The following is a 26,214-nucleotide window of genomic DNA, read 5'->3' as shown; positions in this document are numbered from 1 at the left end:
CCTGGAGGAGAGGACAAAGTTTAGCGGACATAAGCATCTACGCCGTTTTCTTCCGGGCTTGGAGTACCGCTGCGAACCACCTCCACGTACACGCGGTTCGGCACGCAGATGATCGTTTCCCCAGGCCGGGAGATGAAGCCCATCTGCATGGAGATTTTTTTCGGACAATCGGCATAGACCATTTGGATTCCCCCGTCAAAAACTTTTAAGGTATTGTGGCCGTATTCGCTGTGGATCTCGATCGTCTCCTCCCCACCGCCAAGGGGCACGCTGCGGAACGATTCGCCGTCTACTTTGATTTCGGCGCGAAGCGTGGCCGGATCAACCGTCTCTCGGCTCTCCAACGCCTGGCGCAGGAGGAGCCACGCCGAACCCAACAATACCAGAAACACGATCAGCAGAACGTCGCCCCGCTTCATTTTAAGCATATTCATCCATCCTGTCCTATGCATTAAACGTAATGTTTACGAATAAGTATATCTTAAAAACTAGTCTTTTCTTTGTCAATGACCCATTCCGAAAGGAGAAATTTGCCCGATGAATATGGCGATGAAAATACCGGTAGTCGTCCTCAGCGGTTTTCTAGGCAGCGGCAAAACGACCCTGCTGATCAAGCTGCTGGAGGAGGCGGTCGCACGTGGGCTTAAGCCTGGTGTTCTAATGAACGAGTTGGGAAAAAGGGATATTGACGGTGAGCTGATCTCTCGCTCCACTTCTACCCGATTTCCGTTGGAGAAGATGCTGGACGGCTGCATCTGTTGCACCAAAAAAGACGAAATCCAAGCCGCCCTGACCGGTCTGCTTCAACAGGACCCTGACCTGTTGCTGCTGGAGCTCACCGGGGTGGCGAACCCTGAGGAAATCGTCGAACAGTTGGCCGAGCCCGGTCTTCTGTCCAAGCTGTACCTTCACCGTGTCATCACCCTCGTCGATGCTGAACATGCCTTGGAGTATAACAGTCTCTTCGCTTCGGACAAACAACTCGTTCGTACGCTGCGCAGCCAGCTGTCCGCCGCCGATGATCTGATCATTAACAAGACCGATCTCATCCCGCCGGTTCACAGCGGCAAAGTCACCGAAATGGTCCGCAAATATAATGCCGAGGGCCAGGTTCATTACGCCGTCAACGCCAATATCCCACTCGCCTCCCTCTTCTCGACGATCCGACCGGTATCGCGCCGCTTACCGCAGGTTACCGCTGCCGCAGGGAGTTCCTCGTGGGGAAGCCGTTCCCCGTTTCAGATCGTCCAGCCGCACCAGCACCTACCAGCTACTCCCACTTCAGCGTCCGGTGGGGAGGCTCCCACCTCCTACAGCCGCATCAACACCATCAGTTTGCCGGTCCGCGAACCGTTGCAAATCCCCGCATCCAAGCTGGAGCGTTTCATCAAGAAGTGGAACCCCGGCCTGCTTCGGGCCAAAGGTTACGTGCGTTTCTCCCAACTGAAGAAATCAGCCTACCTGATGCAATATTCCGGCAAGCGGTTCAACTGGGAAGCGATGGATTATGACGGACCGCTGTATCTCGTGCTGATCGGTTATCGTCTTCCCGAGCCATTGATCGCCGAGGAATGGGCAATGCTCCGTTGATTATTGCAGCCTTTATATGACCGATGTCGCATCATCACCTAAACATTTCCAGATACAATAGAGAGGATATCGAAATCGGTCGAATGGGAGGGTACGTGATGAGCACACTCATCGTTTATGCAGGAAAATACGGCACAACGGAAAAGTGCGTCAAAACCTTGGCAACCAAGATCAACGACCCCGTGGAAATCCTTAATTTACGGCAGGAAGCCGTCCCCGATCTGACAGAGTTCGACAGCGTCATCGTTGGAGGATCGATTTACTTTGGTCAACTTCAGCAGGCCTGCCGGCAATTTTGCCGCGATCATTCCACCGAACTCATGCGAAAGAAGTTAGGCTTGTTTATCTGCTGCGGAACCTTTGAGAAAACCGAAGACTTCCTAGACGCCTCCTTTCCGGCGGACCTGCTGGAGCACGCTACGGTCAAAGCCGGATTCGGCGGCGAACTCAGCCTCAAACAAATGAGTCTGTTCGACCGGTTCGTGGCAAGAATGGTCTCGCGTGCAGCACGAAAGGAAGGGCGGGCGCTTCCAGCGATCCGCTGGGATGAAGTCGAGCAATTCTCAGCGGCGATCAATCGGCAGGTAGTGTAAGACTATAACGCCGATGCAAGATGCAAAAAGGCCGTTCCTCCACGTCATGGTTTGACGCGGGGAACGGCCTCTTTATTAACCTGTTATTTTTGATTTTGGCTGACGACGAGATTCACGAGAATATCAAGCTGTTTCTCCAGATTCAGTCCGTCCACCATCCAGAACTCTTTATAGTTCAGCAGATACACGTGGTTTTTTTGAACCGCAGGGATATTTTTCCACACCGGTCCATTCATCACTTCTTCAGCACGTTCCTTCCCGCCATCCGGCTCATACACCGTCAGGAACATGTGATCCGCGGCATATTCCGGAACAACCTCCAAGGAAATGTCCGCGCCCGTGGTCGAGAATACTTCTTTCTCGATCTTCTCCTGTGGCTTTAGACCAAACATTTCATACAGGTTATACCCGGCATCCCGGGTTTTCGGCCATACCCAGAAATTTTTTGCCCAGATCGAATAGGTTCCGACGGTTTCATTCGGACCGATGACCTCGCTAAGCTTGGCTTTAGCGTCTTCGGCTTTTTGCTTGTACCGGGTTATGAATTCCTCCGCTTGCTGTTCGCGACCCAGCATCTCGCCGACCGTCTTCACTTCCTCCAGCGGATCGATGCCTTCCCAGCCCGCTGTCGCGAGCGTTACGACCGGAGCGATTTTTTTCAATTGCTCCACGATATCGGCCGGCGTGTAAGTCGGCACAATGATCAGGTCAGGTTGAAGCTCCAGCACCTTCTCGACCGAGATATCTCCGACGTTTTCTACGCCCTCCAGCTCCTTGCTCAACAGCACCGAATTTTCCAATGCGAGCGAGCCGGCACCGATCGGCTTCACGCCCAGAGCAAGCAGGTCACCCAGGTGCGTAACCGACACGATCCGCTCTGGATTCGTTGGAATTTCCACCTCTTGCCCGGTGAAGTCCTTGTAGATTTTCGTAGCAGCTTGTCCTTCAGCGGTATCGTTCGCTCCGTTGCCGGATTGCGTATTGCCCGTTGCGTCGTTGTTCGACGCGGTCGCATCATTTGCCGAGTTGCCGCCATTTTGGCCGCACGCCGCGAGGACGACCGTCAGCATCAAGACCGCCGCCAAAGTGAGAAAACGGTGTTTGTAAACCTTCATTTGTAGTGTTCCCCCAATTTCCATTGATAATGATTATCATTATACATAGACTGGGTCAAATAATCAAATCTTCCCCCAAAAAATAAAGGATCTTCCCAAGCCATCACCCAAATGGCTTGGAAAGATCCCGTATATGTTGCGGCTGCCAGATTACTTGCTTACTCTCTTACGATCGTAATCCAACCGTCCGCATCGAAGCTCACCGTTGCTCCAAGCGCTTCCGTCAGGAAACGCAACGGTACATAGGTTGAGCCGTCCTTGTGCACAAAAGCGGGCTGGCTGAGCTGAACAACCTTGCCGTCCACCGTCGCTTGTTTCGAGCCGACCTTCAGGACGATCTCCTTGCCTGTAAGGTCATCGATCACGATCAGTTGGCCGGAGCCCGGTGTCCATTTCACTTCAGCGTCAAATTGCTCGGACAAATAGCGTAGCGGCACGAAGGACGTACCGTTCTTCGTGATGACTCCGTAGTAATCGCTTTGAGTATCCAGTACAACCTGTTTATGACTCAGTTGGAAGTCTTCCTTGAGCAATTTGTACAGCGGCGCGACATCCTTAAAGTTGCGTAATATTTGCCCCGGGGTTGGTTCTGTTTCAATCACGTCGATGACACCCTCACGCATATCCACTTGATCCGCAGTTACCGTCCCGCCGATGTTCCACATTTCACTGTCGCTACGCACCTTGATCCCAGAGATCGGAAGATCCTCGGAAGCCGGAAGCGCTACGTTCAATTCCATCGTTTGCTTGCGGATGTTCAGCTTGCCGTCGAAATAAAGATCCAGCTTCAGCACCGTATCTTTCCCGAACACGGTCGCAAGCTCCGGCGTATCGGCGAACAAACCGGCTACCTCTTCGTCATAAGAGGCAAGCAGTTCTTCAATCCCTTGCTGAAGCTCCTTGTACAATTCGTCCACGGCTTGCTTCTTCGTTTCCTCCGCCAGCTCCGGCGTGAGTTCCGCATCCTCCGGAAGGTCTTCCAGCGTACCCAGGAACGGCGTCAGCAAATCGTAGTAACCCGCGATCAAATCCTTAAGTCCTTGCTCATCCTTCACCGCACTGGCAAGAAACGGCTTAATCAACCCGAATAACTCATCGCCGCGCACTTCCGCATGAAGGTTGGTCAAGCTCAGCGTTTCCCCGTTCACCTGCGAGGAGGTTTGCTTCACGGTCAGGACCGAAGGATTGGGGAAATGCTTCAGAACGAATTCCGCCAGTTTGACGGAAAGCTCCTGCGCTCCGGCTTCCATAGAGCTCATATCCGCTAGGCCGGGAATGGTGGCCGTCTGCTGGGATATGTATAACGGCTGCTTCGCGCCTTCAACCTGCAGCGCAATGCCCTTATCGTCCATGGCGAAGAGGAATGGAATCTTCTCCCCCTTCAATCCGACAGAGCCTTTCATCGAAAGATGTTTGGTATCCTGCACCTTCGCGCTGTCGATATTCAGGGAGAATGAATTAATGAGATCAATTGCTTTTTGATCTTCTGCAGTCAGCTTTGCCGATGCAGCCGGAATAACCTCGACGGTAACCGTCTGCTTCGACTCGCTACTCGTTGTCTTCACGCTGCTTGCCAGCGCTTTGGCCACGTCAAACCCGCCGACCGCCTGGCATCCTGTTAGCGCTACCAGTAGCAGCGCCAGTGGAATGGCCAGCCATTTAATTTTTCGCATGCTATACCCTCCTTTAGTTAATCTCTTCCATTATCGGTTAGTTCCGCTGGTTTGTGAACCAATAATTCCTTCTTTTCGTTAAAAAATCGTTGATGTGACCGCCTGTCTTCTCTTCCTTTACGAACAAAATATGCTATAATGGGCTTTGTGCCTGGGGCCTTAATCCCAAGCGCTTATGAATTGAAGAAGAAGTCCATGCTCTCCCCCATTGGGGCGCATGGGAGAGGTTCGAGAACTCCCTCTATAAAAAACTATAAGTGCCCAGCCTAGATTTGGCGGGTTCTTTCGTGCCTGCATACTCGTTTGCTTATTCGCACCGAGGCGCAGCGCTAAGGAACGCCCTGTCGGTCGAACGGGCTTGTTTTTTTGTGACCAGTTCAAGAACTCTCTTTCTTCTACCAATGAGCCGGAAAGCCACGATTTCCCGCTTCACTATTCAAGAAGACGGAGGGTTTTTTATGCTTAAAAATGAAAAAGCGGTTGTAGTGTTCAGCGGTGGTCAAGACAGCACCACCTGCCTGTTCTGGGCCATTCAGCAGTTCGGCGAGGTTGAAGCCGTGACCTTTGACTATGGCCAACGCCATAAGTTGGAAATCGACTGCGCGAGATCCATTACCACCGAGCTGGGGATCAAGCACACCGTGCTGGACATGAGCTTGCTCGGCCAATTAACTCAAAATGCTTTGACTCGAAGCGACATCGCAATCGAGCACCAGGAAGGCGAGTTGCCCAGCACGTTTGTGGACGGCCGCAATCATCTCTTCCTTAGCTTTGCCGCCGTGTTGGCTAAAGGCGTAGGCGCCAAGCATATCGTCACCGGTGTCTGCGAGACAGACTTCAGCGGATATCCCGATTGCCGCGACGCGTTCGTCAAATCGCTGAACGTGACGCTGAACCTGGCTATGGATTACGAGTTTGTGATTCATACCCCTCTCATGTGGATTGATAAGGCGGAGACCTGGAAACTGGCCGATGAGCTTGGAGCCTTCGAGTTCGTCCGCGAACGGACGTTGACCTGCTATAACGGCGTCATCGGCGACGGTTGCGGCGAATGCCCGGCCTGTAAGCTGAGAAAGGCCGGACTGGATAAATACTTGCTGGAGCGCCAGGAGGCGGATATGAAATGAACCGAACACCGGGAGAATTCCGCATCGTCGAAGCACTTCAGAAGCTGGGCCAGGACATCGGCCGGGACCAGCTGCGTTACCACCGCCGCCGGGTGCTGGTCAGCAAGGAGTTCACTTTTGATGCGGCACACCATTTACATGCTTATGACGGTAAATGCAAAAACTTGCACGGCCACACCTACAAAGTGGTGTTCGGTATCAGCGGTCGGCCGGACGAAATCGGCATGACTGTTGATTTTGGCACGATCAAGGAGATCTGGAAGAACGAAATTGAAGGGTACCTGGACCACCGTTACATTAATGAAACACTGCCGCCGATGAATACGACCGCCGAGAATATGGTGGTATGGCTGTTCGAGAAGATGGAGGAGGCGTTGCAATCCGAAGCCTACCGGAATCCGGTGCTTGAAGGCCGGACGGAGTTCGTCCGCCTCTACGAGACGCCGACCAGCTACGCCGAAGCAAGACGGGAGTGGATGCGGGATGAGTAAAGAGAATTCTGCTTCTGCACAGCTCGTTGCACCAGTGTTATCCGTGTTTGATCAAGAAACTAAGGATACCCGCCAGCTGCCGATCCCCGTCCTGGAAATTTTCGGCCCCACTGTTCAAGGCGAAGGCATGGTCATCGGGCAAAAGACGATGTTCGTCCGCACCGCCGGCTGCGACTACCGCTGCGTTTGGTGCGACTCGGCCTTTACCTGGGACGGTAGCGCGAAGGACATGATCCGCCGCCTGACCCCGGCCGAGATTCTCGGCGAGCTGCGCGAAATTGGCGGCAACCGATTCGCCCACGTCACCTTGTCCGGCGGCAACCCTGCCCTTCTGCCGCAGCTCGCCGGCCTGGTCGAGCTGCTCCACGCCGAAGGCATCGCCGTCGCGGTCGAAACCCAAGGCTCGCGCTGGCAGGACTGGCTGGCTGCGGTCGACCAGGTGACGTTGTCGCCGAAGCCGCCTAGCTCGGGCATGGACACCGACTGGGATGTGCTGGACGACATCGTCGCTAAGCTGTCGGCCCGGCCTCACCCGCTCGCCGTCAGCCTGAAGGTCGTCGTGTTTGATGACAACGACCTGGATTATGCGAAGCAAGTGCACAGCCGATATCCCGCTGTACCGATGTACGTGCAGGTCGGCAACCCGGACGTGAAGCGGATGGACATCCAGGAACATGCGTCCGACCTGCTGCACCGCTATGAGGCGCTGATCGACAAAGTGGTCGCCACGCCGGACCTGAACGACGTTCGGGTGTTGCCGCAGCTGCACGCCCTCGTCTGGGGCAACAAACGCGGCGTGTAGCGATAGTTCAAAAATCAGCCTTGGATCACGAAGCGGTTCCGAGGTGGACGGAGCGACGTCGAATCTTGCATTCAGCCGAGACCTCCGTTGCTCACGTAGCCTCATGCTACGCTGCGCTACTCCGTCTCTAGCTTCATCCAACCTTCTCGGTGCTCCAAACCCGATTTTTGAACCTTTATTGAGGCGGTAGTTCAAAAATCGGCCTTGGATCACGAAGGGGTTCGAGGAGGCGGTGGCGGAGGCGAATCTTAAATTCAGCCGAGACCTCCGTCCACTCACGTAGCCTCATGCTACTTAGTCTCGGGAAACGCTGGCTTCCGCCCCGCCTTCTCGCGGCTAACGGACCCCAGAGACGTTATTGGAGGCTCCAAGGGCATTTTCCGATTCTAACGGACTGAGGAGACCTTATTTCAAAGAAACGCAGCAAATCGGCTGCGATTATGACCCAATAAGGTCACTGGAGTCCGTTACAGCGGGAAATGACCGGGAAATAGGCAAATAAGGGCTGTACGGTCCGTTAGAACCCTTCGTTCGTCGAGCAAGCCGCCTTCTCACGGCTAACGGACCCCAGAGACGTTATTTGAGGCTCCGAGGGCATTTTCAGATTCTAATGGACTGAGGAGACCTTATTTCAAAGAAACGCAGCAAATCGGCTGCGATTATGACCCAATAAGGTCACTGGAGTCCGTTACAGCGGGAAATGACCGGGAAATAGGCAAATAAGGGCTGTACGGTCCGTTAGAACCAGCCATCAAACGTTTTGCGCACTAAACACAGAACGGAAGCGCTAATTGCAAAGCACACGAAGCGACGCTAGAAACACGAAATGAATATATTAAAAGGAGGGCCTCCCATGGCCGGAAGAAACCGCGAAGAAATGCAGGACGTCACGCTGCTGGGCAACCAGGGTGTGAAATATCCTTTTGACTATGCGCCTGAGGTACTGGAGAGCTTTGATAATAAGCACCCGTACCGCGATTATTTTGTAAAGTTCAACTGTCCGGAATTCACCAGCCTATGCCCGATCACCGGGCAGCCTGACTTCGCCACCATCTATATCAGCTACATTCCCGACATCAAAATGGTGGAAAGCAAGTCGCTCAAGCTGTATTTGTTCAGTTTCCGCAATCATGGTGATTTCCACGAGGACTGCGTCAACATCATCATGAACGATCTGATCAAACTCATGGAGCCTAAGTATATCGAGGTTTGGGGCAAATTCACACCGCGCGGCGGCATTTCCATCGATCCCTACTGCAACTACGGCCGTCCCGGCACCAAATATGAAGCGATGGCTGAACATCGCCTGATGAATCACGACATGTATCCGGAGAAGATCGATAACCGCTGATCAATCCCTTGGCTTGAATCATTCAGACCTTCCCATTCGAGAGAGGAGTACATCATGAAACCGAAAGTGTTTATCTCCCGGCCGATTCCCCCGGAAGTCGAAAGCTACCTTGCCGAGCATTGCGAAGTCCGCAAATGGCAGGGAGACGGGCCAATGAGCCGTGCCGATCTGCTAGCCAGTTTGAGCGACGCCGAAGGCCTGTTAACCGCGGACCGCAGTATCAATCAGGAACTGCTGGACCATGCGCCAAAATTGAAAGTCGTCAGCAATATCAGCGTGGGCTACAACAACTTTGATCTGGATGCGATGAAGGCCCGCGGCGTGATGGGTACCAACACGTCAGCCGTCCTGAACGACACGGTCGCCGATCTCATCTTTGCCTTAATGCTGGACGTTGCCCGCCGAATATCCGAGTTGGACAAATACGTCAAGGCCGGGCTATGGAAACGCGGCGATGGCCAAAACCTGTTTGGCCTGGACGTCCACCATAAGAAGCTGGGTATCATCGGGATGGGTGAAATCGGCGAAGCCGTTGCCCACCGGGGGCAATTTGGCTTCGGAATGGATGTGTTGTACCACAACCGCAGCCGCAAGCCTGAGGCTGAAGCCAAGCTGGGCGCCGTTTATCGCTCCTTGGACGAATTGCTGCAGGAAGCGGATTTCATCGTGCTGATCACGCCGCTCACGCCGGAAACGCGAAAGCTGATCGGTGCGCGTGAATTTGCCTTAATGAAGCCGACGGCCGTATTCGTTAACGCCTCGAGAGGGGCTACCGTTGATGAACAGGCGATGACCGCCGCTTTACAGAACGGACAAATTTACGGTGCGGGACTTGATGTGTTTGAGAAAGAGCCCATCGATCCGGACCATCCGTTGCTGAAGTTGCCCAACGTCGTGACCTTGCCGCATATCGGTTCAGCGACGGACCAGACCCGCCGGCAGATGGCGATGCGAGCTGCTGAGAACCTGGTTGCCGCACTTGAAGGACGGACACCGCCAAGTCTGGTCAAGGAACTGCGGCCTGACTGACCAAGCCTAAGGCAGTCCATCGCAGGCTCATAGGCTTAACCCAGCAGGACCACTTCCTGATGAACCCTCTCCTCCTCGAACAAACTAAAGAAACTCCCCGAATCCCGTAAGCGAAAATCGCCTGTGGGATTCGGGGAGTTTCTTATTCTTCATCGTTCAACAAATCGGCCGGGTCCCTGTCGCCCAATCGCCCAGCTTTGGCATCCGCATATAGCCGGCGCAGCCAGGAAAGCTCCGTTTGGGCGTGCTCGTAACGGCCGGCCATCAGATGCAGCACGCTTCGCGGAACGATCCCGCGATGCTCTTCGTAGACCTGGTAGCTTAAATTCACCTGATGTTCCGCTTCCCGAATGCGAGCCTGCAGCAAGGCAACGATCTTGTCACGATCCCCGTGTCTAGCGAATACCAAGGCGACATGCAGCGGATGATAACCGGACACTTCCTCTTTAAAACGGTCGACCAGCAGCTTGTGAAAATACCCCCGGCCTTCGTCCGTAATCCGGTACACCTTCTTGTCCGGACGTCCATCGGTCTGGATCGTCTCCACCGCTTCGATATATGCTTCTTTGGCTAACTGGTCGACCGCGTAATACAGCGATCCAATTTTAAAGTTGCCGTGATGGTCGAGGAATCGATCCCGGATGCGAATCAGCATTTCGTAAGGATGTTGGTCTTCCTCGAGCAGCAGACCCAGAATGCAGAGGCGGATAGCCAAACCCTTCATGCTCGCTTACCCCTGCTGGTTCGATGGCTTGACTGCCGCACGCTCAATCCGGTCCTTTGGCATCGCGATCACGACCAAGACCGCGCAGACAGTCGGAACCAGTGCCCACATAAAAGTGTGGGCGATCGAAGAGGACAACGCCTCGGTGATTTTATCCAAAATCTCTGGGGGAATCAGCGCCCTTTTCTCCGGACTTAGCGCCTCTCGGGTATCCCCGAAATTCGCCCCGCCTTGTCCCATCCCGGCAAACGCGTCCGTCATCGCACCCGACATCAAGTTGCGCTGCACGATGCCAAAGATCGTAATCCCCAGCGTCATCCCCAGGGAACGGAGGAACGAGTTCGTTGACGTCGCCGCTCCACGCTGCCGCATGTCGAAATGATGTACGGACGCCATGCTAAGCACCGAGAAGGAGAATCCTACGCCAAAGCCCGTTAGAATACTGTATACCGTAAGCAGTAAACGAGACGTATCGTTTGTCAGCGTGCTTAACGCAAAAATCCCACCGACGAAGCAAACGACCGACAAGGCCATCACCGTGCGGTAAGGAATGCGGGAAGCCATCATCCCGCCCAGCATGCTTCCGATCACCGAGCCGATCATCATCGGCATCAGAATAATGCCGGAGTTGGTCGCCGAACCGCCGTATACCCCTTGCACGAAGATCGGGATGTACACCGTAGCGACGATAAATACACTCCCGTAAAATAAAGCCAGCAAACAGCTAGTCGCATAAAGCCGGTTTTTGAACATATCAAATGAAATAATCGGCTCCTGCGCTTTCGTTTCGAGCCGCAAGAACGCAACGAAGAGCACGGCAAATCCCGCGAACAAGCCCAGGATAACGCCAGAATTCCACGCGAATTTCTCACCGCCCAGCTCCAACGCAAACATCAGGCACACCACTGCTCCGACCAAGGTAAACGCCCCGCCCCAGTCGATCTGCTGCTTCGCGTGTGTGAGCGACTCCTTATAGTAGATGATAATCATCACCAGAGATACGATCCCAATCGGCACGTTGATGTAAAATACCCAATGCCAGCTCAGCGCATCCGTGATGAAGGCACCCAGCAGCGGGCCGAAAATACTGGACGTACCAAATACAGCGCCCATCAGTCCGGTCATTTTCCCACGCTTCTCCACTGGGAAGATGTCATAAATGATCGTAAACGCAATCGGCATCAGCGCGCCCCCGCCGATCCCTTGGATCGCCCGGAAGATGCTGAGTTGCACAATACTGCCGGCAAGTCCGCATAGTATAGATCCAAGCAGGAACATCACGATGCCAAACAGGAAGAAGCGCTTCCGACCGTACATATCCGACAGCTTGCCGAAAATCGGCGTCCCCGCCATGACCGTGACCATGTAGGCTGAAGTCACCCAAACGAACTGCTCCATCCCGCCGAGATCGGCAACAATTGTCCCCATCGCCGTCGTGACAATCGTGTTGTCCATCGCCGACATTAAAATCGCGAGCATCAATCCGACTAGGATGAGGCGCGTATGATCTTTCTTTTCTGCAACCAATATTTTCTCTCCTTCGTTCTTATTCAAATTTGAATATATGACCTCTTTCTATTTTATTGAAAATATCTAAAAAGTAAACATTTTGATAAAATTTCGCTTTGTCCTATAATGAAACAAGAGATCGAACGAAAGGAAGTTTTTTCAAAATGAATGAAAAATGGACCGAATTAGAACGCAAAATGCGCGAATCCGGCGTTAGCACGCTGCTAATTACAGATCCGAAGCATGTGTATTACCTAACGGGCTTTTTGAGTAATCCGCATGAACGCTTTCTCGGCGCCGTCCTCCAAGCTGGAAGCGAGCCCTTCCTAGTTGTCCCGGCACTCGATGAGGAAGCGGCCCGCAAAGCGGCTGACCTTACGGAAATTCTCACTCACGGCGATACGGATGATCCTTATGCTCTCCTTAGCCAGCGGCTGACTGGCGCGCTTGGAACGATCGGCTTCGAGAAAGAGCAGGTATCCGTGGCTAACTTTGAGCGCATGCAGGAGAAGCTTACGTTCTCCAGATATATGGATGTAGGACCTTGGCTCCGAGATATGCGGGTACGTAAAAGCTCGGGAGAGGTCGGCAAAATCAAGCATGCCGTACATTTGATCGAACAGGTGCTCAGCGAATCGCTCCGGAAAGTGAAGGAAGGCGTGAGCGAAAGCGAACTCGTCGCCGAAGTGGAGTATCAAATCCGCAAGCTTGGCGCGGACGGCCCTTCCTTTGACTCGATGGTGTTGTCCGGTGAAAAGACGGCCCTACCGCACGGGGTTCCCGGCGATCGGTTGATCCGACGCGGCGATTTGCTTATGTTTGACATCGGCGTTTATGCGGACGGCTACGCTTCGGATATCACCCGTACCTTCGGAGTCGGCGAGCTCTCCGGCGAACTGGTACGCATTTATGAGACTGTGCTTGCCGCCAACAAAGCGGCGATCGCCGCCATCAAGCCAGGCGTCACCTTCGCCTCCATCGATCGCGCCGCCCGCGAAGTCATCGAAGCCGCCGGCTATGGTCCTTATTTTATCCACCGGCTTGGGCATGGGCTCGGGATCGACGTTCACGAGTTCCCTTCCGTTCATGGGGAGAATGAATTTTTGCTGGCGGAGGGCCACGTCTTTACCGTTGAACCGGGGGTTTATGTGCCAGGACTCGGAGGAGTTCGCATCGAAGATGATGTTCTGGTTACCGCAATTGGCGTGGAAGTGCTAACGGCATATCCCAAGCAGTTAACTTACATCTAACACAGAATGTCATCTTATTTCATTAAGAAACCTTGCGGTCGCGAATGTGCCGCAAGGTTCTTTTTTTCCTTTTTTTCCGATAGATTTAGTACATTATTCATGAAAATTATTGCGAAAACCAAAAAAAGTACGACTTTTCCGTTTTCAAAGGACATTTTTTCCTATAAAATGATTCTTATGAACCATTGGTTAAAAAAAGAGAAACCCCAGGTTCGGTCACATGCATCGATAAAATCCATTATTTAAGGGGAACGGAGAGGATTTTCGTGTTCAAGGTCATTAATCGCTCCATTAGCCGCAGACTTATGAGTACCTATGCGGTGATCATTGTCGTATCATCTCTTTTGTTTAGCGTCAGCTTTTATAACATTTCAATGGGGATCATTAATCAAAATGTGCTGCCGCAGTTCGACAAGGTGCTGCAGACCAGTACACAGGATATCTTCAAGCGGCTGGATACGACCCAAGCCCTGCAATTACTTAGCGGGAAAGATAATTCACGTTTTACGGTGGAGACGTATTTGACGAAAAGTGCCAAGGACTTTAATTTGAGCACTGCTTATCTGCTCCAGATTCAAGAGGATGGCGCTGCCGTTTTGGCCGCGAACGAGAATTCCGGCATGAAACCGGGTGACAAGTTGGATCTCCAACCGGCCATGTCCGAGGCATCTAAAGGCGGGGTACAAATCAGCGAGTTATATTCCGACCAATTCGGCTCGCACAAAACAGCCTTTATCGCGATCCCCGGCAGCAAAGCGATGTTGGCCGTAGGCCTTGACGCCACCTTCATCGATCAGAAGAAGGACCAGATTTTATACATATGTATCGGTATCACCCTGCTCGTCATTATCGCGGGAATGGCGGCGGCATACTTTGTCAGCGCGCGAATCACAAAACCGATCAAGAAACTGGTGGCGATTACGGAAAAAATGGCCGGCGGCGATTTCCGCCAAACGGTCGAGGTGAAGGGAAATGACGAAGTTGCCCAACTAGCCGGCAGTTTCCTGACAATGACCAATCAGCTTAAGGACATGTTCGCCGCTGTCATGGAAACGTCTCACGCGGTCGTAGGCGGCTCGGAAGACTTGTCCCGATCGGTTATAACGTTTGAGGATTTGATCTCGCGTTCGGGTGCGGCCACTCGGGAAATCGAGACTGGCAGCATCACGATTGCCTCCGCCGCAGCTGAAAACGCCCGGGCGATGGAAGAAATTTCGCAAGGCGTGCAGCATATCGCCGCTTCGTCCGGCGAAGTCACCGAACGGATCGGACAAGCTGCCGATGAAGCTGGCACCGGCAATACGTTGGCCCAGACGGCCGTGATGCAAATGCAGAACGTGGAAGATGCAGCCAATCGGACGCTCGAGCATATTCGCACGTTAAACGATCGCTCCGAATCGATTTCGAACGTTGTAGGAACGATTACCGAAATCACGAAGCAAATCAATATTTTGGCCCTCAACGCAGCGATCGAAGCCGCACGGGCCGGCGAGCACGGGAAAGGATTTGCTGTCGTAGCGGAGGAAGTTCGCAAGCTGGCCGAGCAATCCCGCCTGGCGATGGAGGAAATCGGGGAGAATCTGCTCAGCATTCGAGAAGAATCGGAAAATTCCGTCAGCGCGATGCAGCGCGCTAGCGAGGAAATCGTCTCCGGGACCGAGCGCGTGAAGCAAGCCGGACAAGCCTTCGAACAATTGACGGAACTCATTCAGAACGTCAACTTGACGATCCAATCCGTTTCGGCATCCACGCAGGAGGTGTCCGCCGGAACCGAGGAAGTGACCGCTTCCGTTGAAGAGTCGGCGAATATTACCGCTAAATCGTTGGCCAATATGGAGCAAATCGCCGAATATTCGCAGCAGCAGCTCAGTGAAATGGAAAGCCACGCCCGAACAGTTCGTTCGCTGCATGAACAGGCGTTGTCGCTGCAAGAATCGATTGCGAAATTCCGGATTTAACCGGAGTTTAGAGAAAAAAAACGTACCCTTACTGCCTCCCTTTTACGGAGCCGGCGGTCAGGGTACGTTTTGTTTTACCCGGTAACGGACATTTCGTTGAAGGAGACGGCTTCGTCTTGCCTCCGCTCCGGTTTCCTCCAGTAGGCTTCGTTGCCCGGCAGGTCATCGAACCAAGCAGCCTCGTCCGGACAAGGCAAAATCATGAACTTGCCGTAATCATGGTCTCGCGACTGATGATATTTGAGATAAGCCTGGCCGTCTTCGATTGCGAGGATTTCGATTTTTCCCGAAGAGTGACTCATCGACAAGCGCACGCGCTTGCCCAGGCCCGAAGTGCGGGCCTTCGCTTCCTCAACCAGCTGGTACGCCCGTTTCAGCGGAATGACAAAATCGGCGTTTCCAGCTACTGGCCGGTTGATGAAGAAATAGTAGGGTGTGACGCCTGCCCAGGACAACCGATCCAGCAATTCGCCAAGCACGGCCGCATCGTCGTTAATGCCTTTGAGGATCGGCGTTTGATTGACCACAATAGCCCCGGCGTCGTGCAACGCCTGAAAGCCTCGTTTGGCCTCAGGGGTCATTTCGCGCGGATGATTGATATGCGCCATAACATAAATACGTTGGTCTACGGTGGAGAATTCCCTGATCAGATCCAGCAGCTCCGGATCTTCATAAATGCGCATGGGATTAAAAACGGGGATTTTCGAGCCGAGGCGGATGATTTTCACATGTTCAATGGCTCGCAGCTGTTCGAGTATAGTACGCAGCTTCCTCGTAGCCAGGATCAGGCTGTCACCGCCGGTCAATAAGACGTTGTTGATCTCGGGATGCTGAGCGATGTACTCGATGCCGGGCGTCACATCCGACATCGCCTCCTTCACATCGTTGCGGAACAAGCGTTTGCGGAAGCAATAGCGGCAGTAGGAGCCGCAAACCTCGGAGACGATCAACAGAGCGGTCGTCCGGTATTTGTGCTGACAGCCGGGAACCGCATAGTTCGTCGCCTCGTCGGAAGCGTCCCAACGCCCGTATTCCTTAAGCTCTCCCGTATTCGGGATCACCAGCTTGCGGATCGGGTCTTCCGGATCGTTCCAGTCGATCAGATTCAAATAGTAATCATTTACCCGAAAGACGAATTTGTCCGTAATCGGTTTCAATTCCTGACGCTCCTGTTCGGACAATTCGCTCACCTTGGCGATGTCGGTGATGTACTTCGGATTTGCCATAATCATCTCCTCCTTAAATGGGATCGATGCGTAAAGAAGTAGCGGTAGCGGGAAACCTTGCAGTGAATGCGAGTACTCCGCCGAATGCTCGGGTCATATCCCTTGAGAAGCACAAAAAGACCCCGCTCAAATAAACAGGGTCATTAGTTGATGACTGAACATATTTAAGATGACCCATCCACTGCAAACGAGGTTAGCTGACGGGCTCGGGAAAGATGGTTCCCTACGTTAAAACTAGCAACGATTCGCCCCAAAAAATGGTTCCCCCGCTTTTCGACTTTACTCATCGAAAATTAAGCGTACTATCATGCTACCTTAGAATCGCCTGATTTGTCAAAGCTTACCTTCTTCCGCGCTCGGCCGAATTCCGGAAATTTCGTAGACCAGGTCCATCCGCAAATGGCAGCGGACTACATCAGCCAGCCGGTTGAAGGCTTCTTCCTTCCGCGAGAAGGACGCAAAAGTGGTGCCCAAAGGTTCCAGTCCTTTGCTTGTACGAAGCCCATCCAGCCAGGCGCGCCGCCAGGTATCATTGTGGAACAAACCGTGCAGATACGTTCCGAACACTCTCCCGTCGGCTCGGACTGCGCCTTCCGGATGTGGGGCGTCCTCCGCTCCCCCCTGCGTGGGCTCCATCCCTTCGGCTTGTAACATAAACAAAGGACTGATGTCCCGAAGGAATTGGGTCTCGCCAGCATGGATCTCATAGCCTTCTATCGGCAATCGACGATCCGAAGGATGCAGCAGAACTGGCAGGTTGTCTATCGTTTGGCCATAAACGCGAACGGTCCTTTTGCCCGGAATGAAGGTTGTTGTTAAAGGTAGCAAACCAATTCCTATCGCCGTTCTCACTTGTCCGGATTCTACCGCGTCTGGATCATGCAATTGCTCTCCCAGCATTTGATACCCACCACAAATGCCGACAAGCTGGGCTTGGGTATTCCCTTCGATCAAACTGCAAATTGCTCCCTCCAGCCCTTGCTCCCGCAGAAATGTTAAATCCCCGATCGTATCCTTGGTTCCCGGTAAAATCACGGCATCCGGATGTCCAAGTTCCGAAGGTTTACTCACGTAACGCAGTGACACATCCGGTTCGGCAGCCAAAGGTGCGAAATCGGTAAAATTAGAAATTCGCGGGTAACGAATGACCGCGATATCCAGCACCTTACCGGCAGCCTTCTCTGAGCGGGAAACATAAGTATCCATAACAACGGAATCCTCCGCTTCAATATCCAGATCAGGCAGAAACGGGAGCACGCCTAACACAGGAATCCCGGTCCGCTGCTCCAGCCAATCCAGCCCGGGCTGCAGCAGGGACAAGTCGCCGCGGAACTTGTTGATCATGAACCCTTTGACTCGAGCTCGTTCGTGCGGCTCCAGCAGCTCCAACGTGCCGACGAGAAAGGCAAATACGCCGCCACGGTCGATATCGCCTACCAAAATGACCGGAGCATCCGCCCACTCAGCCAAATTCATATTGACGATATCCCGCTGCTTCAGGTTGATTTCCGCCGGGCTGCCAGCCCCCTCCATGACGACGATGCCGTGCTTCTCGCGCAGCCTTCCAAGCGCTTCCACCACCAGCGATTTGGCATGGGGCAGGAACTCCTCGCGATAGTCCGATGCGCTGAGATGCCGGTAAGGACGCCCGTGAACGACGATTTGCGAATGCATCTCACCCGTTGGCTTGATTAACACCGGATTCATGTCCGTGGTGGCGTCGATCCCGCAAGCCTCCGCCTGGATTCCTTGCGCCCGACCGATTTCGAATCCGTCTGGTGTAACATAGGAGTTCAGAGCCATATTCTGCGACTTAAACGGAGCTGGATGAAGCCCGTCCTGCGCGAAAATACGGCATAATGCCGTCACGATGACGCTTTTACCCACGTCCGATGCCGTGCCTTGGATCATCAGCAACGCGCTGGCCGGAGCCGGGGCATCAGAATCTGCGCCAGTAACTTCAAACTCGTCAAGCCTTTTGTTCACTTTAGCCTCCACTCCTTTCCGAATCGTGAGATTTGTTCCTCTGCAGGCTGCTTTGCACGATTATCCCTTTCATTAAGGGTGGGGGCCCTTGTATTGTTATCGTTATTAGCACCCTGAGCCTAAGGGATAATGGTGCAAAACCTCGGTTGGGACACGGACTTGCTATGACATTAACATCTAGGCCTTACCGCAAAATCAACACGGCGAGCAGAAGCAGGACAGCCTCCAGCCCTTCACCAAGCGCACCGTATGTATCCCCAGTCAAACCGCCCAGTTTGGCACTGATCCGACGGGCCGCCCAGGTGCCCGCTGCCCAGGCAATCAAAGGCGCCGCAACGATATATAATAGCGAGCGAAGCAATGCGGTTTCGTCAGCTCCGCTCAGCGACAGGAGCAGGGTTAGCAGCAGCACCATGACCGTAAGCGTAACCGCCATCATAGTGCCTCCCCAGGCATCCCGCTCACCAAAGCCGTGAAACTGCGCGGCTAATCCCTCACCTTGCCGAGCCTTCGGCCATCGAAACATCGCCCGGCTCATAAACCAGCGGCTCCATAAAGGGGCCATCAGCAACGCGAGCCCCGTTGTCAGCCTATCTCCTTGGAGGAGGGGTGCCAACAACGAGGCCTTAAATAAGAGCAAGAGAACACACGCCAACACGCCCATTGCGCCAACCCGGCTGTCTTTCATAATCTCTAGCATCTTCTCGCGTGGCCGGTAGCTCAGCAATCCGTCAGCCGTATCCATCCAACCGTCCAGATGCAGCCCTCCGGTTAACCAGACCCAAAGGATTAAGGCGAGTATGGCTGCCGGAAGCGGCGGAAGCAGCCAGGCGGCGAGCCAGCCCCCTACCCAGACGGCGACGCCGATCGCCGCTCCCACAAGCGGATAATAAGTGGTGCTGCGTCGCAACAGGTCCGGCGTAAATTCCAGTTCGGCCCGAACCGGGAAGCGGGACAGGAATTGGAATGCGGCCAGCAACGGTTGCAGGACGCCGGACTTGGCACTCCGGGGATTAATATCGCGTTTCGATTCGGTCATAAGCGATACTCCCGGCTTTTCAATTCGATGGGGATTCCGGCAGTGACCAGAAAGACCTGATCCGAAATTGACGCTATTGTCCGGTTCAGCAGCCCTGCCCAATCCCGGTATTGCCGACCTAACGGATACTCGGGTACGATGCCGCTGCCCACCTCGTTGGTCACCATCACCAGCGTACCGGGGAAGGCTTCGATTGCGGCGATCAGCTGCTCGATTTCTCGCGCCAGCACGCTGTCGGAGGTATCCTGTCCATCGCCTGCGCCCAGGAGCACGTTCGACAGCCACAGGGTCAGACAGTCGACCAGCACGATCGGGCTAGCGACCTCCGATGCCGATTTCTCTCCTGTTATAACGGGCTGCTCACTCAGCTCGTACAGCAGATTGGCCAGACCAAGCGGCGCTTCATGTGTTGTCCAGGCAAACCCGCTTTGCTCCCGCTGGAGACGGTGCAGGTTGATCCGGGCTTTCATCTCATCGTCAAACGCTTGCGCCGTCGCAACATACCCGGCCGATTTTGCCTGTTTCATCACCCAGCGTTCGGCGAACGTACTTTTGCCGCTGCGGGCGCCGCCGGTCACCAGGATCTTCATCGTGCGATCTCCCCGTTATCCCCGCCATGCCCGCCATCTGCGACACCTGCGCTCTCAAACGTCGCCATCTCGGCCACGATGCGGCAAGCCGCGTCGATGAGATGCAGCGCAAGCACGCCGCCCGTGCCTTCACCCAGCCGCATGTCCAACTCCAGCATCGGGTTCAGCCCGAGCTCCTGCAGGAGCGCGCGGTGTCCCTGCTCGTGAGAGACGTGCGAAGCGATCAGAAACCCGGCTGACTCCGGCTTCATGCGCACCGCGAGCAACGCAGCGACGGTCGAAATAAATCCGTCGATCACAACCGGGCAGCGCTGGGCGGCGGCCCCCAGGATAACGCCGGTTAATCCCGCGATTTCAAGTCCGCCCACCTTAGCCAGCACATCCAGCGGATCGTCCGCATTGGGGCGATTTGCTTCCAGCGCCCGCTCCACGACGGCGATCTTATGCCGCAGCCGTTCATCGTTGACTCCGGTCCCGCGTCCAACGCTTTGCTGCGGCACAACTCCAGTCAGACTGCTCATGATCGCAGCGCTAGCTGTGGTGTTGCCGATGCCCATCTCCCCGGTAACGAACAGTCGAACGCCTTGGGATACCGCGTCATCGACGACTTGAGCCCCCACTCGGATAGCGGCTTCGGCTTCTTCTCGGCTCATCGCCGGTCCATTGGCCATGTTCCCGGTTCCGTAACGCAGCTTCCGCTGAACAAGAGACGGATGCGACAACTCTGCATTAACCCCGATATCCACGCAAACGACGTCAGCCGAAGCTTGACGCGCCAGCACATTCACCGCCGCACCTCCAGCCAAAAAGTTGTGTACCATCTGCGGAGTCACTTCGACCGGAAATGCGCTGACCCCTTCCTCACAGACGCCGTGATCCGCCGCCATGACGATCACTGAACGTTTCCGGAACGCGGGTTGGACCTCTCCCGTAATGCCCGCCAACTTCACGGCCAATCCTTCCAGCTTCCCGAGACTCCCCGGAGGTTTCGTCAAACGGTCCACATGGGCGCGGGCCGCCGCCATCGCGACTTCGTCCAGCGGGGTTATCGCTTGTGTCAGTTGTCCTATTGAATCGTATCCCATCATGCATTCCCCTTTCATCATTACGCATCTTACGCATCAGCGTTCTTGCACTTCTCACGCCGCCATAGCAGCCGGTACTCACGACCGTTCTCGACGCAGCAGCAGCTGCGGAACGTTTGAATCCGGATGAGGCACTTGATGTGCCTGAACCCCAAACACCCCGGCGACTAGCTCCGGCGACAAAATATTCTCCGGCGCCCCCTGATCCACAATCCGACCTCCGCTCATGACAAGAAGATGGCTGCAAAACAACGCAGCCAAATTCAGATCATGCATGACCGAAACGACAGTTAGCCCCGCTTCTCGCTGCCAATCAGCGACCATCTCCATAAACTGCATCTGGTAGCGCAAGTCCAAATAGGTCGTTGGTTCATCAAGCAGCACCAGCTCGGGCTGCTGGGCCATCACTTTCCCGAGCGCTACCCGCTGCCGCTGCCCCCCGCTCAGCACGCCCAACGGACGATGCTCGAGCTCCTTCAAGTCAAGGCGCTCCATAATGCCGTCGATGAGGCGGCGGCCGGCCTCCGCCCCACCTATCTCCCTGCCGCGCCAATCCTGATGGGCGAATCGGCCCATCTCTACGACCTCGCGAACCGTGAACGCGACGGACGGAAGCCCGTCCTGTTGGAGAACGGCGACTTTACGCGACAGTTCCTTGCGGGAGTAGGCCGTCAACGGACGCCCCTCCAGCGCAATCGCGCCGGAATCCGGTTGTTCCACACCTGAGATTAGGTTCAGGAGGGTCGTTTTGCCGCTGCCGTTTGGACCGATCAATCCCCAAAACTCGCCGCGGCCGACCCGCCAATCCACTTCGTTCAGCACTTCGAGGCGACCAAACGCCTTCGCAACTCCCCGCACCTCGATCAACGCAGCTCCTCCTCTCTCTGCTTTTTCTTCCGGTACAGCAGATACCCAAAGAAAGGCGCTCCCACAAACGCGGTGACGATGCCCAGCGGAATTTCTGTAGGGGCCAGCAGAGAGCGGGCGGCCAGGTCGCTCCACATCATGAATATCCCCCCACCTAGCGCGGACAGCGGGATGATTAGGCGGTAATTCGGTCCGGTGATCAGTCGGATCATATGCGGAACGACCAGACCTACGAATCCGATCACCCCGGACACCGACACCGCAGCTGCCGTCATCAGCGTGGCGACGAGCAACACGGCCAGTTTGGTCCGTTCCACAGCCATCCCGGAGTGGGAAGCCTGACGTTCACCAAGAGCCAGCAGGTTCAAATGCTTGGCCCGGCTCCACAGGAACAGGGCCCCCACCAGCAAATACGGCAAAAGGATGGCCGTATACGACCATCCGCGCAAGCTCAAACTGCCCATCGTCCAATAATAAATCTCATTGATCGTTTTTTTCGACATCGCCGTTAAAAAGGACACGACCGCCCCTAGAAAAGACTGCATCACGACGCCGGACAAGACCAGGCTTTCGATGGGCAGCTTCCCGTTCTCCCGGGCCAGCCAGATCACGATCCATAACGTAACCGCCCCGGTCACGAAGGCGATCATAGGCAACGTAAAGATGCCAAGCAACGAAAACTGCCATCCGAAAAAAATCAGCACAGCCGCACCGATCGCCGAACCTGACGATACCCCTAACGTAAAGGGATCCGCCAGCGGGTTGCGCAGCACGCCTTGAAAGCCTGCGCCCGCCACGGCGAGCGAAGCGCCAACCAACATCCCGAGCAGCACGCGAGGCAAGCGAACCTGCACGACGATTTGCTCTGCCGCAGCGCCCCAGTCCGGCGTAATCAAGCGGCCAAGACCCGGGAGCCGATGCAGCAGGATGGCCGCAATATCCCCTGCCGGAACATAGACAGAGCCAATGCCGATGCAGAACAGCAACGTCACCGCTAGCAGAACGAGTCCCGCCGCCCCATATCCGGCTAATCTGCCGCGCGTCATGGCTGGATCAAATCCGGATGAATCGCTTTGGCGACTTCGATTAGCCCTTGTGTCACGCGAGGACCTGTACGACTAAGCAGATTATCGTCCATAGCAATGATCCGATTCTCCTTCACAGCCGATATTTGGTCCCAGCCGGAACGGCCTTTGATGATGTCAGCCAACGTCTTGTTGTTCTCGTCAATTACGCTTTTTGCATACAAAATGACATCCGGGTTCGCTTGAATAATCTGCTCTTCATTAATCTCGGACCATCCCTCAACCTCGGAAGCAACGTTGATGCCGCCCGATAACGTGATCATTTCATCCATAAATTCACCTTTACCGACTGTCCAGCCTGGGGAAAACTCGATGTACACCTTTTTCTTCTGATCCTCGCTCAGCGAACCCACCGCATCAGTAACGGTTTGGACCTCCTGCTTCATCTTCCCGACCACTTCGTCCGCTTCGGCCTGGTGATTCGTGATTTTGCCAATCGTTTGGATATGCTCCATAACCGCATCGATCGTTTTCGGATTGGATTGGAACACTTGAAGTCCCATATCCGTCAGGCTTTTGACCGTCGCCTCATCAATGAGACTAGCTGCCAAAATGAGATCCGGCTGCGCCGCCACGATCGCTTCAACGTTCACCTGGAATCCGCCCATCCGCGGTTTGTCCTTCACCGCTTCCGGATAGTCGTCCAAATCGGATACGCCGGCGACTTGTTCATTAAGCCCAAGAGCAAACAGCACTTCCGTCTCTGACGGCGCCAGCGAAACGATTCGTTCCGGCGCTGCGTCAAACGTGAACTCCTTGCCGGTGGAATCCGTTACGGTATAGGGATAAGTCGTCTCCTGTGCGGCTGGTTGATTCGCTTCAGCATTTGTTCCCGCGTTTTGCGTCTGCTGCGTCGCCTCCGCAACGTTCCCCGTTCCTTGATTCACTGCGTTGTTACCGCAGGCAGCCAGCACCAGCAGCAAGGCCAACAAGCCCAAGCTTGCGATTCGTTTCCAGTTCTTCATCTCCAAATCTCCCCTTTTTGTTCATTCCAGTTGGTAAAGAATCGCCTCGTGCTTCAGCGGTACGTTGTGCAGCCGGATTTCAAGTCCAGCCGAACACCATCCCGGCAACAAAGAAAAACCCCTATCCTAGCGGATGGGGTTACGTCTACAAAGTCATGCCGCGCGCCGACGAAGTGGAGAGCTCCACAGTCTGGCGCCAAGCCATGATACTCTTGGCAGAACGTTATCCTTTCCTCGAAGGACCGTCTTGATTTCCCGTGGCAGGTCTCCTGACTTCCAGGTATCGACGAAAGCTCGCCTTCCCATCTCCCTAGCGGGCGACAGTGGCATCGTGAGCTCGTCCCTGTTTACAGTGGCGGGACCGTGCCGGATTTGCACCGGCTTCCCTTTTAACCCGAAGCGGCACGGCGTTCTTCACCGCTGCTTCAGGACCTACGGGCACAATTTGTACGCTTGTCTTAAGGCTTTCTTCTCTATTGGATTATAGGGGAAAAGCGGGAAACTGACAATATCTAATCCGCTTCGTCATGTCTTCGACTTCACTCCAGAGACAAATCCGCTCCCAGGACGCCAATCGCTTCGCCGTCCCGACGGATGGGCACGGCAAGCGTCATGCACCGCCGTTTCGTAATCGCTGAGATATACGCCTCGGAGACGACCGTTTCCCCGGCAAAAGCACGGCGGAACCATTCCCGACCTTTGGCGTTCAGCAAACCAGCCTCCGGGATGGACACGACAAAGGATCCGTCCTCACGGTTTGACCAAGCTGCTTCAAGTCCCGGTTCCGCGGCCAATAGCTCCTCCAGAGCGGCTCGGTGTCCAGCCGGTTCCATCGCCAGGAACCGCGGCTGATCGGCTGCCTTAAGCAGCTTCCGGGCATAGGCCTGTCCCAACGCCACCGCTTCCTCACCTCCGGCGGCCAAATCCGTCCCCGAATGCACGGAGTTAAGCGAAACCATCAGTTCGCCTTGCGCCCGGTCGAGCCCCACGACTACGGTCTGCAGCTTGGAAATATGCTCCCGTTCAGACTCCATTCGAGACAGCGCCCCCTCCACATGGATGATGCTTCGATTCAGTGCTTCATGCACCTCACCCAGCATGGCTTCCATGTTACGCGTCAGCTCGGCTTGCTCCCGGCTTCGCTGCCCTGTCTCGGCAACCAGTCCATTCACTCCGGCCACTTCCTCCGCGATGAAACGAATATCCTCACCCATTCGCTTCATCAGGGAAATGCCCTCCAGCGCCGAGTCCCGGCCGCCTTTCAGCGTGGACTTCACGCGGTCCACATCCGCGGCAATCTGCCGGAACAACGGAGCAGAGCGGCTGATCGCTTCGGTGCTTTGGTCCGCCAGCTGACGCATACGTACGGCTACCACGTCGAAACCTTTGCCTTGAGCCCCCAAACGGGCCGCTTCAATGGATGCGTTCAGCGCCAGCAAAGCCACCTCCCCGGCGATCTCTTCCAAACTCCGGTACAGCGCGCCCAACTTCCGCGTATTCCCCTCCAATTCCTCCATCGGCCCGGCAATCGATTCCTGGGAATCGGCCAACGAACGGATCGTGCCATCCGCCGCTTCAAGCGCCCCAGCCATGCGCACCGCTTCGGCCCGGGTGTGCTCGCTGCGGCTTAGGAGATGCTCTGCGGCGTCATGGATTTGGGAAGCCGATGCGGCAACCTCCTCCATCGCAGCGAGGCTCTCCTGCACCTGTTCCAGTGAGCGCTCGCTGCTGTGCTTTAGCTTCAAATCCTCCGCCGCCGCCGTGTCGGCCAACCTGTGCAGTTGCTCAAGGCTCCCGCCTACTTCGCCGACCGCCGCCTGCAACCGATCCGCCGCCACCAGCGACTCATTGAAGACCGTTGTCCAATCGTTCTCCTTCCGCACGGGTTCATCCGCACTCGCCGCAACGGACTTGCCTCCCAGCAGTCCCCACCACGGCGCAGTCCCCCGGCCGGTTCCCGACGGCAGCAGGGAATAACCCAAGCAGAGGAGCGTCAATAGCGCAAGAGCCGTGATATACCATGGCGTCTTCGCTACTACCGCACAAACTGCGAGAAGAACTGCCAATCCCACGCCAAGCCAAACGGCGTTTCTTCCTAACCAACGAAGTTGATTCATGTCCCCACCCCTATGTGTAAACTTTGCTAACATTATAAAATA

Annotated in this window: 23 protein-coding genes and 3 riboswitches; of the genes, 9 read left to right on the top strand and 14 right to left on the bottom strand. The window is 54.9% G+C overall.

The annotated features are described in order from the left end of the window. Positions 1 to 20 precede the first annotated feature (20 nt). A complete protein-coding gene (locus tag MKZ15_RS06630) occupies positions 21 to 428 on the bottom strand; it encodes a NusG domain II-containing protein (protein WP_193415454.1) in 408 nt (135 codons plus the stop codon). A gap of 109 nt (positions 429 to 537) precedes the next feature. Here MKZ15_RS06630 and MKZ15_RS06625 point away from each other — a divergent pair, with 109 nt between their 5' ends. Both MKZ15_RS06625 and MKZ15_RS06620 read left to right on the top strand, forming a co-directional pair. After that, positions 538 to 1,590 carry a GTP-binding protein gene (locus MKZ15_RS06625; protein ID WP_339820810.1) on the top strand — a complete coding sequence of 351 codons (1,053 nt, stop codon included), beginning with the start codon at positions 538 to 540 and terminating at the stop codon, positions 1,588 to 1,590. Between the two features lie 98 nt (positions 1,591 to 1,688). Further along, positions 1,689 to 2,183, top strand: a complete 495-nt coding sequence (locus MKZ15_RS06620; RefSeq protein ID WP_167521265.1) for a flavodoxin domain-containing protein — start codon at positions 1,689 to 1,691, stop codon at positions 2,181 to 2,183. A gap of 83 nt (positions 2,184 to 2,266) precedes the next feature. On the opposite strand, the gene MKZ15_RS06615 is transcribed toward MKZ15_RS06620, so the two are convergent. Both MKZ15_RS06615 and MKZ15_RS06610 read right to left on the bottom strand, forming a co-directional pair. Beyond that, complete coding sequence (locus tag MKZ15_RS06615) at positions 2,267 to 3,298, bottom strand: ABC transporter substrate-binding protein (protein WP_339820807.1); 1,032 nt, start codon at positions 3,296 to 3,298, stop codon at positions 2,267 to 2,269. 158 nt (positions 3,299 to 3,456) lie between these two features. Further along, complete coding sequence (locus tag MKZ15_RS06610; protein ID WP_155607588.1) at positions 3,457 to 4,971, bottom strand: copper amine oxidase N-terminal domain-containing protein; 1,515 nt, start codon at positions 4,969 to 4,971, stop codon at positions 3,457 to 3,459. Between the two features lie 217 nt (positions 4,972 to 5,188). Continuing rightward, positions 5,189 to 5,232: riboswitch (PreQ1 riboswitch) on the top strand. Between the two features lie 197 nt (positions 5,233 to 5,429). Here MKZ15_RS06610 and queC point away from each other — a divergent pair. From queC to MKZ15_RS06585, 5 genes are all read left to right on the top strand, one after another. After that, positions 5,430 to 6,098: a 7-cyano-7-deazaguanine synthase QueC gene (gene queC, locus MKZ15_RS06605; RefSeq protein WP_339820804.1), complete on the top strand. Its 669-nt coding sequence runs from the start codon at positions 5,430 to 5,432 to the stop codon at positions 6,096 to 6,098. Then, a complete protein-coding gene (queD, locus tag MKZ15_RS06600; RefSeq protein WP_193415459.1) occupies positions 6,095 to 6,589 on the top strand; it encodes a 6-carboxytetrahydropterin synthase QueD in 495 nt (164 codons plus the stop codon). The genes queC and queD overlap by 4 nt, the downstream gene beginning before the upstream one ends. Beyond that, positions 6,582 to 7,391: a 7-carboxy-7-deazaguanine synthase QueE gene (gene queE, locus MKZ15_RS06595; RefSeq protein ID WP_339820801.1), complete on the top strand. Its 810-nt coding sequence runs from the start codon at positions 6,582 to 6,584 to the stop codon at positions 7,389 to 7,391. Before queD ends, queE begins: the two co-directional genes overlap by 8 nt. Before the next feature lie 853 nt (positions 7,392 to 8,244). Then, positions 8,245 to 8,742 carry a preQ(1) synthase gene (gene queF / locus MKZ15_RS06590; protein WP_193415461.1) on the top strand — a complete coding sequence of 166 codons (498 nt, stop codon included), beginning with the start codon at positions 8,245 to 8,247 and terminating at the stop codon, positions 8,740 to 8,742. Between the two features lie 54 nt (positions 8,743 to 8,796). Further along, positions 8,797 to 9,771, top strand: a complete 975-nt coding sequence (locus MKZ15_RS06585) for a D-glycerate dehydrogenase (protein ID WP_339820799.1) — start codon at positions 8,797 to 8,799, stop codon at positions 9,769 to 9,771. A gap of 142 nt (positions 9,772 to 9,913) precedes the next feature. Here MKZ15_RS06585 and MKZ15_RS06580 read toward each other — a convergent pair whose 3' ends face one another. Together MKZ15_RS06580 and MKZ15_RS06575 are read right to left on the bottom strand one after the other, a co-directional pair. Beyond that, the gene (locus MKZ15_RS06580) at positions 9,914 to 10,495 is read right to left on the bottom strand and encodes a PadR family transcriptional regulator (protein WP_213622060.1); all 582 of its coding nucleotides are present in this window, start codon (positions 10,493 to 10,495) and stop codon (positions 9,914 to 9,916) included. A gap of 6 nt (positions 10,496 to 10,501) precedes the next feature. Next, on the bottom strand, positions 10,502 to 12,022 hold the full coding sequence (locus tag MKZ15_RS06575; protein WP_272491395.1) for an MDR family MFS transporter: 1,521 nt from the start codon (positions 12,020 to 12,022) through the stop codon (positions 10,502 to 10,504). A gap of 146 nt (positions 12,023 to 12,168) precedes the next feature. On the opposite strand from MKZ15_RS06575, the gene MKZ15_RS06570 reads away from it, so the two are divergent. Together MKZ15_RS06570 and MKZ15_RS06565 are read left to right on the top strand one after the other, a co-directional pair. Continuing rightward, complete coding sequence (locus MKZ15_RS06570) at positions 12,169 to 13,254, top strand: Xaa-Pro peptidase family protein (RefSeq protein ID WP_213622061.1); 1,086 nt, start codon at positions 12,169 to 12,171, stop codon at positions 13,252 to 13,254. A 266-nt stretch (positions 13,255 to 13,520) separates the two neighbouring features. Continuing rightward, positions 13,521 to 15,212: a HAMP domain-containing methyl-accepting chemotaxis protein gene (locus tag MKZ15_RS06565; protein WP_339820796.1), complete on the top strand. Its 1,692-nt coding sequence runs from the start codon at positions 13,521 to 13,523 to the stop codon at positions 15,210 to 15,212. A 74-nt stretch (positions 15,213 to 15,286) separates the two neighbouring features. Here the strand turns inward: MKZ15_RS06565 and MKZ15_RS06560 are convergent, their stop codons facing one another. The 9 genes from MKZ15_RS06560 to MKZ15_RS06520 all read right to left on the bottom strand — a co-directional run bounded on the left by MKZ15_RS06560 (position 15,287) and on the right by MKZ15_RS06520 (position 26,172). After that, positions 15,287 to 16,438 carry a KamA family radical SAM protein gene (locus MKZ15_RS06560; protein ID WP_193415465.1) on the bottom strand — a complete coding sequence of 384 codons (1,152 nt, stop codon included), beginning with the start codon at positions 16,436 to 16,438 and terminating at the stop codon, positions 15,287 to 15,289. 167 nt (positions 16,439 to 16,605) lie between these two features. Further along, positions 16,606 to 16,748: riboswitch (cyclic di-AMP (ydaO/yuaA leader) on the bottom strand. A gap of 23 nt (positions 16,749 to 16,771) precedes the next feature. Beyond that, positions 16,772 to 18,349, bottom strand: a complete 1,578-nt coding sequence (locus MKZ15_RS06555) for a cobyric acid synthase (protein ID WP_339822323.1) — start codon at positions 18,347 to 18,349, stop codon at positions 16,772 to 16,774. 259 nt (positions 18,350 to 18,608) lie between these two features. Further along, a complete protein-coding gene (cobS, locus tag MKZ15_RS06550) occupies positions 18,609 to 19,463 on the bottom strand; it encodes an adenosylcobinamide-GDP ribazoletransferase (RefSeq protein ID WP_213622063.1) in 855 nt (284 codons plus the stop codon). Beyond that, the gene (cobU, locus tag MKZ15_RS06545) at positions 19,460 to 20,053 is read right to left on the bottom strand and encodes a bifunctional adenosylcobinamide kinase/adenosylcobinamide-phosphate guanylyltransferase (RefSeq protein WP_213622064.1); all 594 of its coding nucleotides are present in this window, start codon (positions 20,051 to 20,053) and stop codon (positions 19,460 to 19,462) included. Before cobU ends, cobS begins: the two co-directional genes overlap by 4 nt. Beyond that, positions 20,050 to 21,138 (bottom strand): nicotinate-nucleotide--dimethylbenzimidazole phosphoribosyltransferase, encoded by a 1,089-nt coding sequence (gene cobT, locus MKZ15_RS06540; protein WP_339820791.1) that lies wholly within the window; start codon positions 21,136 to 21,138, stop codon positions 20,050 to 20,052. The genes cobU and cobT overlap by 4 nt, the downstream gene beginning before the upstream one ends. A 78-nt stretch (positions 21,139 to 21,216) precedes the next feature. After that, on the bottom strand, positions 21,217 to 22,005 hold the full coding sequence (locus MKZ15_RS06535; protein ID WP_339820790.1) for an ABC transporter ATP-binding protein: 789 nt from the start codon (positions 22,003 to 22,005) through the stop codon (positions 21,217 to 21,219). After that, entirely contained in the window at positions 22,002 to 23,051 is a 1,050-nt protein-coding gene (locus MKZ15_RS06530; RefSeq protein WP_155607600.1) for an iron ABC transporter permease, read from the bottom strand. The genes MKZ15_RS06535 and MKZ15_RS06530 overlap by 4 nt, the downstream gene beginning before the upstream one ends. Next, complete coding sequence (locus tag MKZ15_RS06525) at positions 23,048 to 24,055, bottom strand: ABC transporter substrate-binding protein (RefSeq protein WP_213622067.1); 1,008 nt, start codon at positions 24,053 to 24,055, stop codon at positions 23,048 to 23,050. The genes MKZ15_RS06530 and MKZ15_RS06525 overlap by 4 nt, the downstream gene beginning before the upstream one ends. 241 nt (positions 24,056 to 24,296) lie before the next feature. Beyond that, positions 24,297 to 24,480, bottom strand: a riboswitch (cobalamin riboswitch). 114 nt (positions 24,481 to 24,594) lie between these two features. Beyond that, on the bottom strand, positions 24,595 to 26,172 hold the full coding sequence (locus MKZ15_RS06520; RefSeq protein WP_339820788.1) for a methyl-accepting chemotaxis protein: 1,578 nt from the start codon (positions 26,170 to 26,172) through the stop codon (positions 24,595 to 24,597). Positions 26,173 to 26,214 lie beyond the last annotated feature (42 nt).

Source organism: Paenibacillus sp. FSL R7-0216, assembly GCF_037969915.1.
Taxonomy (GTDB): Bacteria; Bacillota; Bacilli; order Paenibacillales; family Paenibacillaceae; genus Fontibacillus; species Fontibacillus rhizolycopersici.
The sequence above is the reverse complement of the archived record's forward strand: the minus strand, read 5'-3'. Positions and strand labels throughout refer to the sequence as shown.

Bases quoted from the DNA above. Each gene is read 5' to 3' on its own strand.
- MKZ15_RS06530 (WP_155607600.1), bottom strand. From the start codon at position 23,051: ATGACGCGCGGCAGATTAGCCGGATATGGGGCGGCGGGACTCGTTCTG.
- queC (WP_339820804.1), top strand. From the start codon at position 5,430: ATGCTTAAAAATGAAAAAGCGGTTGTAGTGTTCAGCGGTGGTCAAGAC.
- cobU (WP_213622064.1), bottom strand. From the start codon at position 20,053: ATGAAGATCCTGGTGACCGGCGGCGCCCGCAGCGGCAAAAGTACGTTC.
- queD (WP_193415459.1), top strand. From the start codon at position 6,095: ATGAACCGAACACCGGGAGAATTCCGCATCGTCGAAGCACTTCAGAAG.
- queF (WP_193415461.1), top strand. From the start codon at position 8,245: ATGGCCGGAAGAAACCGCGAAGAAATGCAGGACGTCACGCTGCTGGGC.
- MKZ15_RS06625 (WP_339820810.1), top strand. From the start codon at position 538: ATGAATATGGCGATGAAAATACCGGTAGTCGTCCTCAGCGGTTTTCTA.
- MKZ15_RS06560 (WP_193415465.1), bottom strand. From the start codon at position 16,438: ATGGCAAATCCGAAGTACATCACCGACATCGCCAAGGTGAGCGAATTG.
- MKZ15_RS06520 (WP_339820788.1), bottom strand. From the start codon at position 26,172: ATGAATCAACTTCGTTGGTTAGGAAGAAACGCCGTTTGGCTTGGCGTG.
- cobT (WP_339820791.1), bottom strand. From the start codon at position 21,138: ATGGGATACGATTCAATAGGACAACTGACACAAGCGATAACCCCGCTG.
- cobS (WP_213622063.1), bottom strand. From the start codon at position 19,463: ATGACCGAATCGAAACGCGATATTAATCCCCGGAGTGCCAAGTCCGGC.
- MKZ15_RS06620 (WP_167521265.1), top strand. From the start codon at position 1,689: ATGAGCACACTCATCGTTTATGCAGGAAAATACGGCACAACGGAAAAG.
- MKZ15_RS06570 (WP_213622061.1), top strand. From the start codon at position 12,169: ATGAATGAAAAATGGACCGAATTAGAACGCAAAATGCGCGAATCCGGC.
- MKZ15_RS06580 (WP_213622060.1), bottom strand. From the start codon at position 10,495: ATGAAGGGTTTGGCTATCCGCCTCTGCATTCTGGGTCTGCTGCTCGAG.
- MKZ15_RS06525 (WP_213622067.1), bottom strand. From the start codon at position 24,055: ATGAAGAACTGGAAACGAATCGCAAGCTTGGGCTTGTTGGCCTTGCTG.
- MKZ15_RS06610 (WP_155607588.1), bottom strand. From the start codon at position 4,971: ATGCGAAAAATTAAATGGCTGGCCATTCCACTGGCGCTGCTACTGGTA.
- MKZ15_RS06585 (WP_339820799.1), top strand. From the start codon at position 8,797: ATGAAACCGAAAGTGTTTATCTCCCGGCCGATTCCCCCGGAAGTCGAA.
- MKZ15_RS06630 (WP_193415454.1), bottom strand. From the start codon at position 428: ATGCTTAAAATGAAGCGGGGCGACGTTCTGCTGATCGTGTTTCTGGTA.
- MKZ15_RS06555 (WP_339822323.1), bottom strand. From the start codon at position 18,349: ATGATCCAAGGCACGGCATCGGACGTGGGTAAAAGCGTCATCGTGACG.
- MKZ15_RS06615 (WP_339820807.1), bottom strand. From the start codon at position 3,298: ATGAAGGTTTACAAACACCGTTTTCTCACTTTGGCGGCGGTCTTGATG.
- queE (WP_339820801.1), top strand. From the start codon at position 6,582: ATGAGTAAAGAGAATTCTGCTTCTGCACAGCTCGTTGCACCAGTGTTA.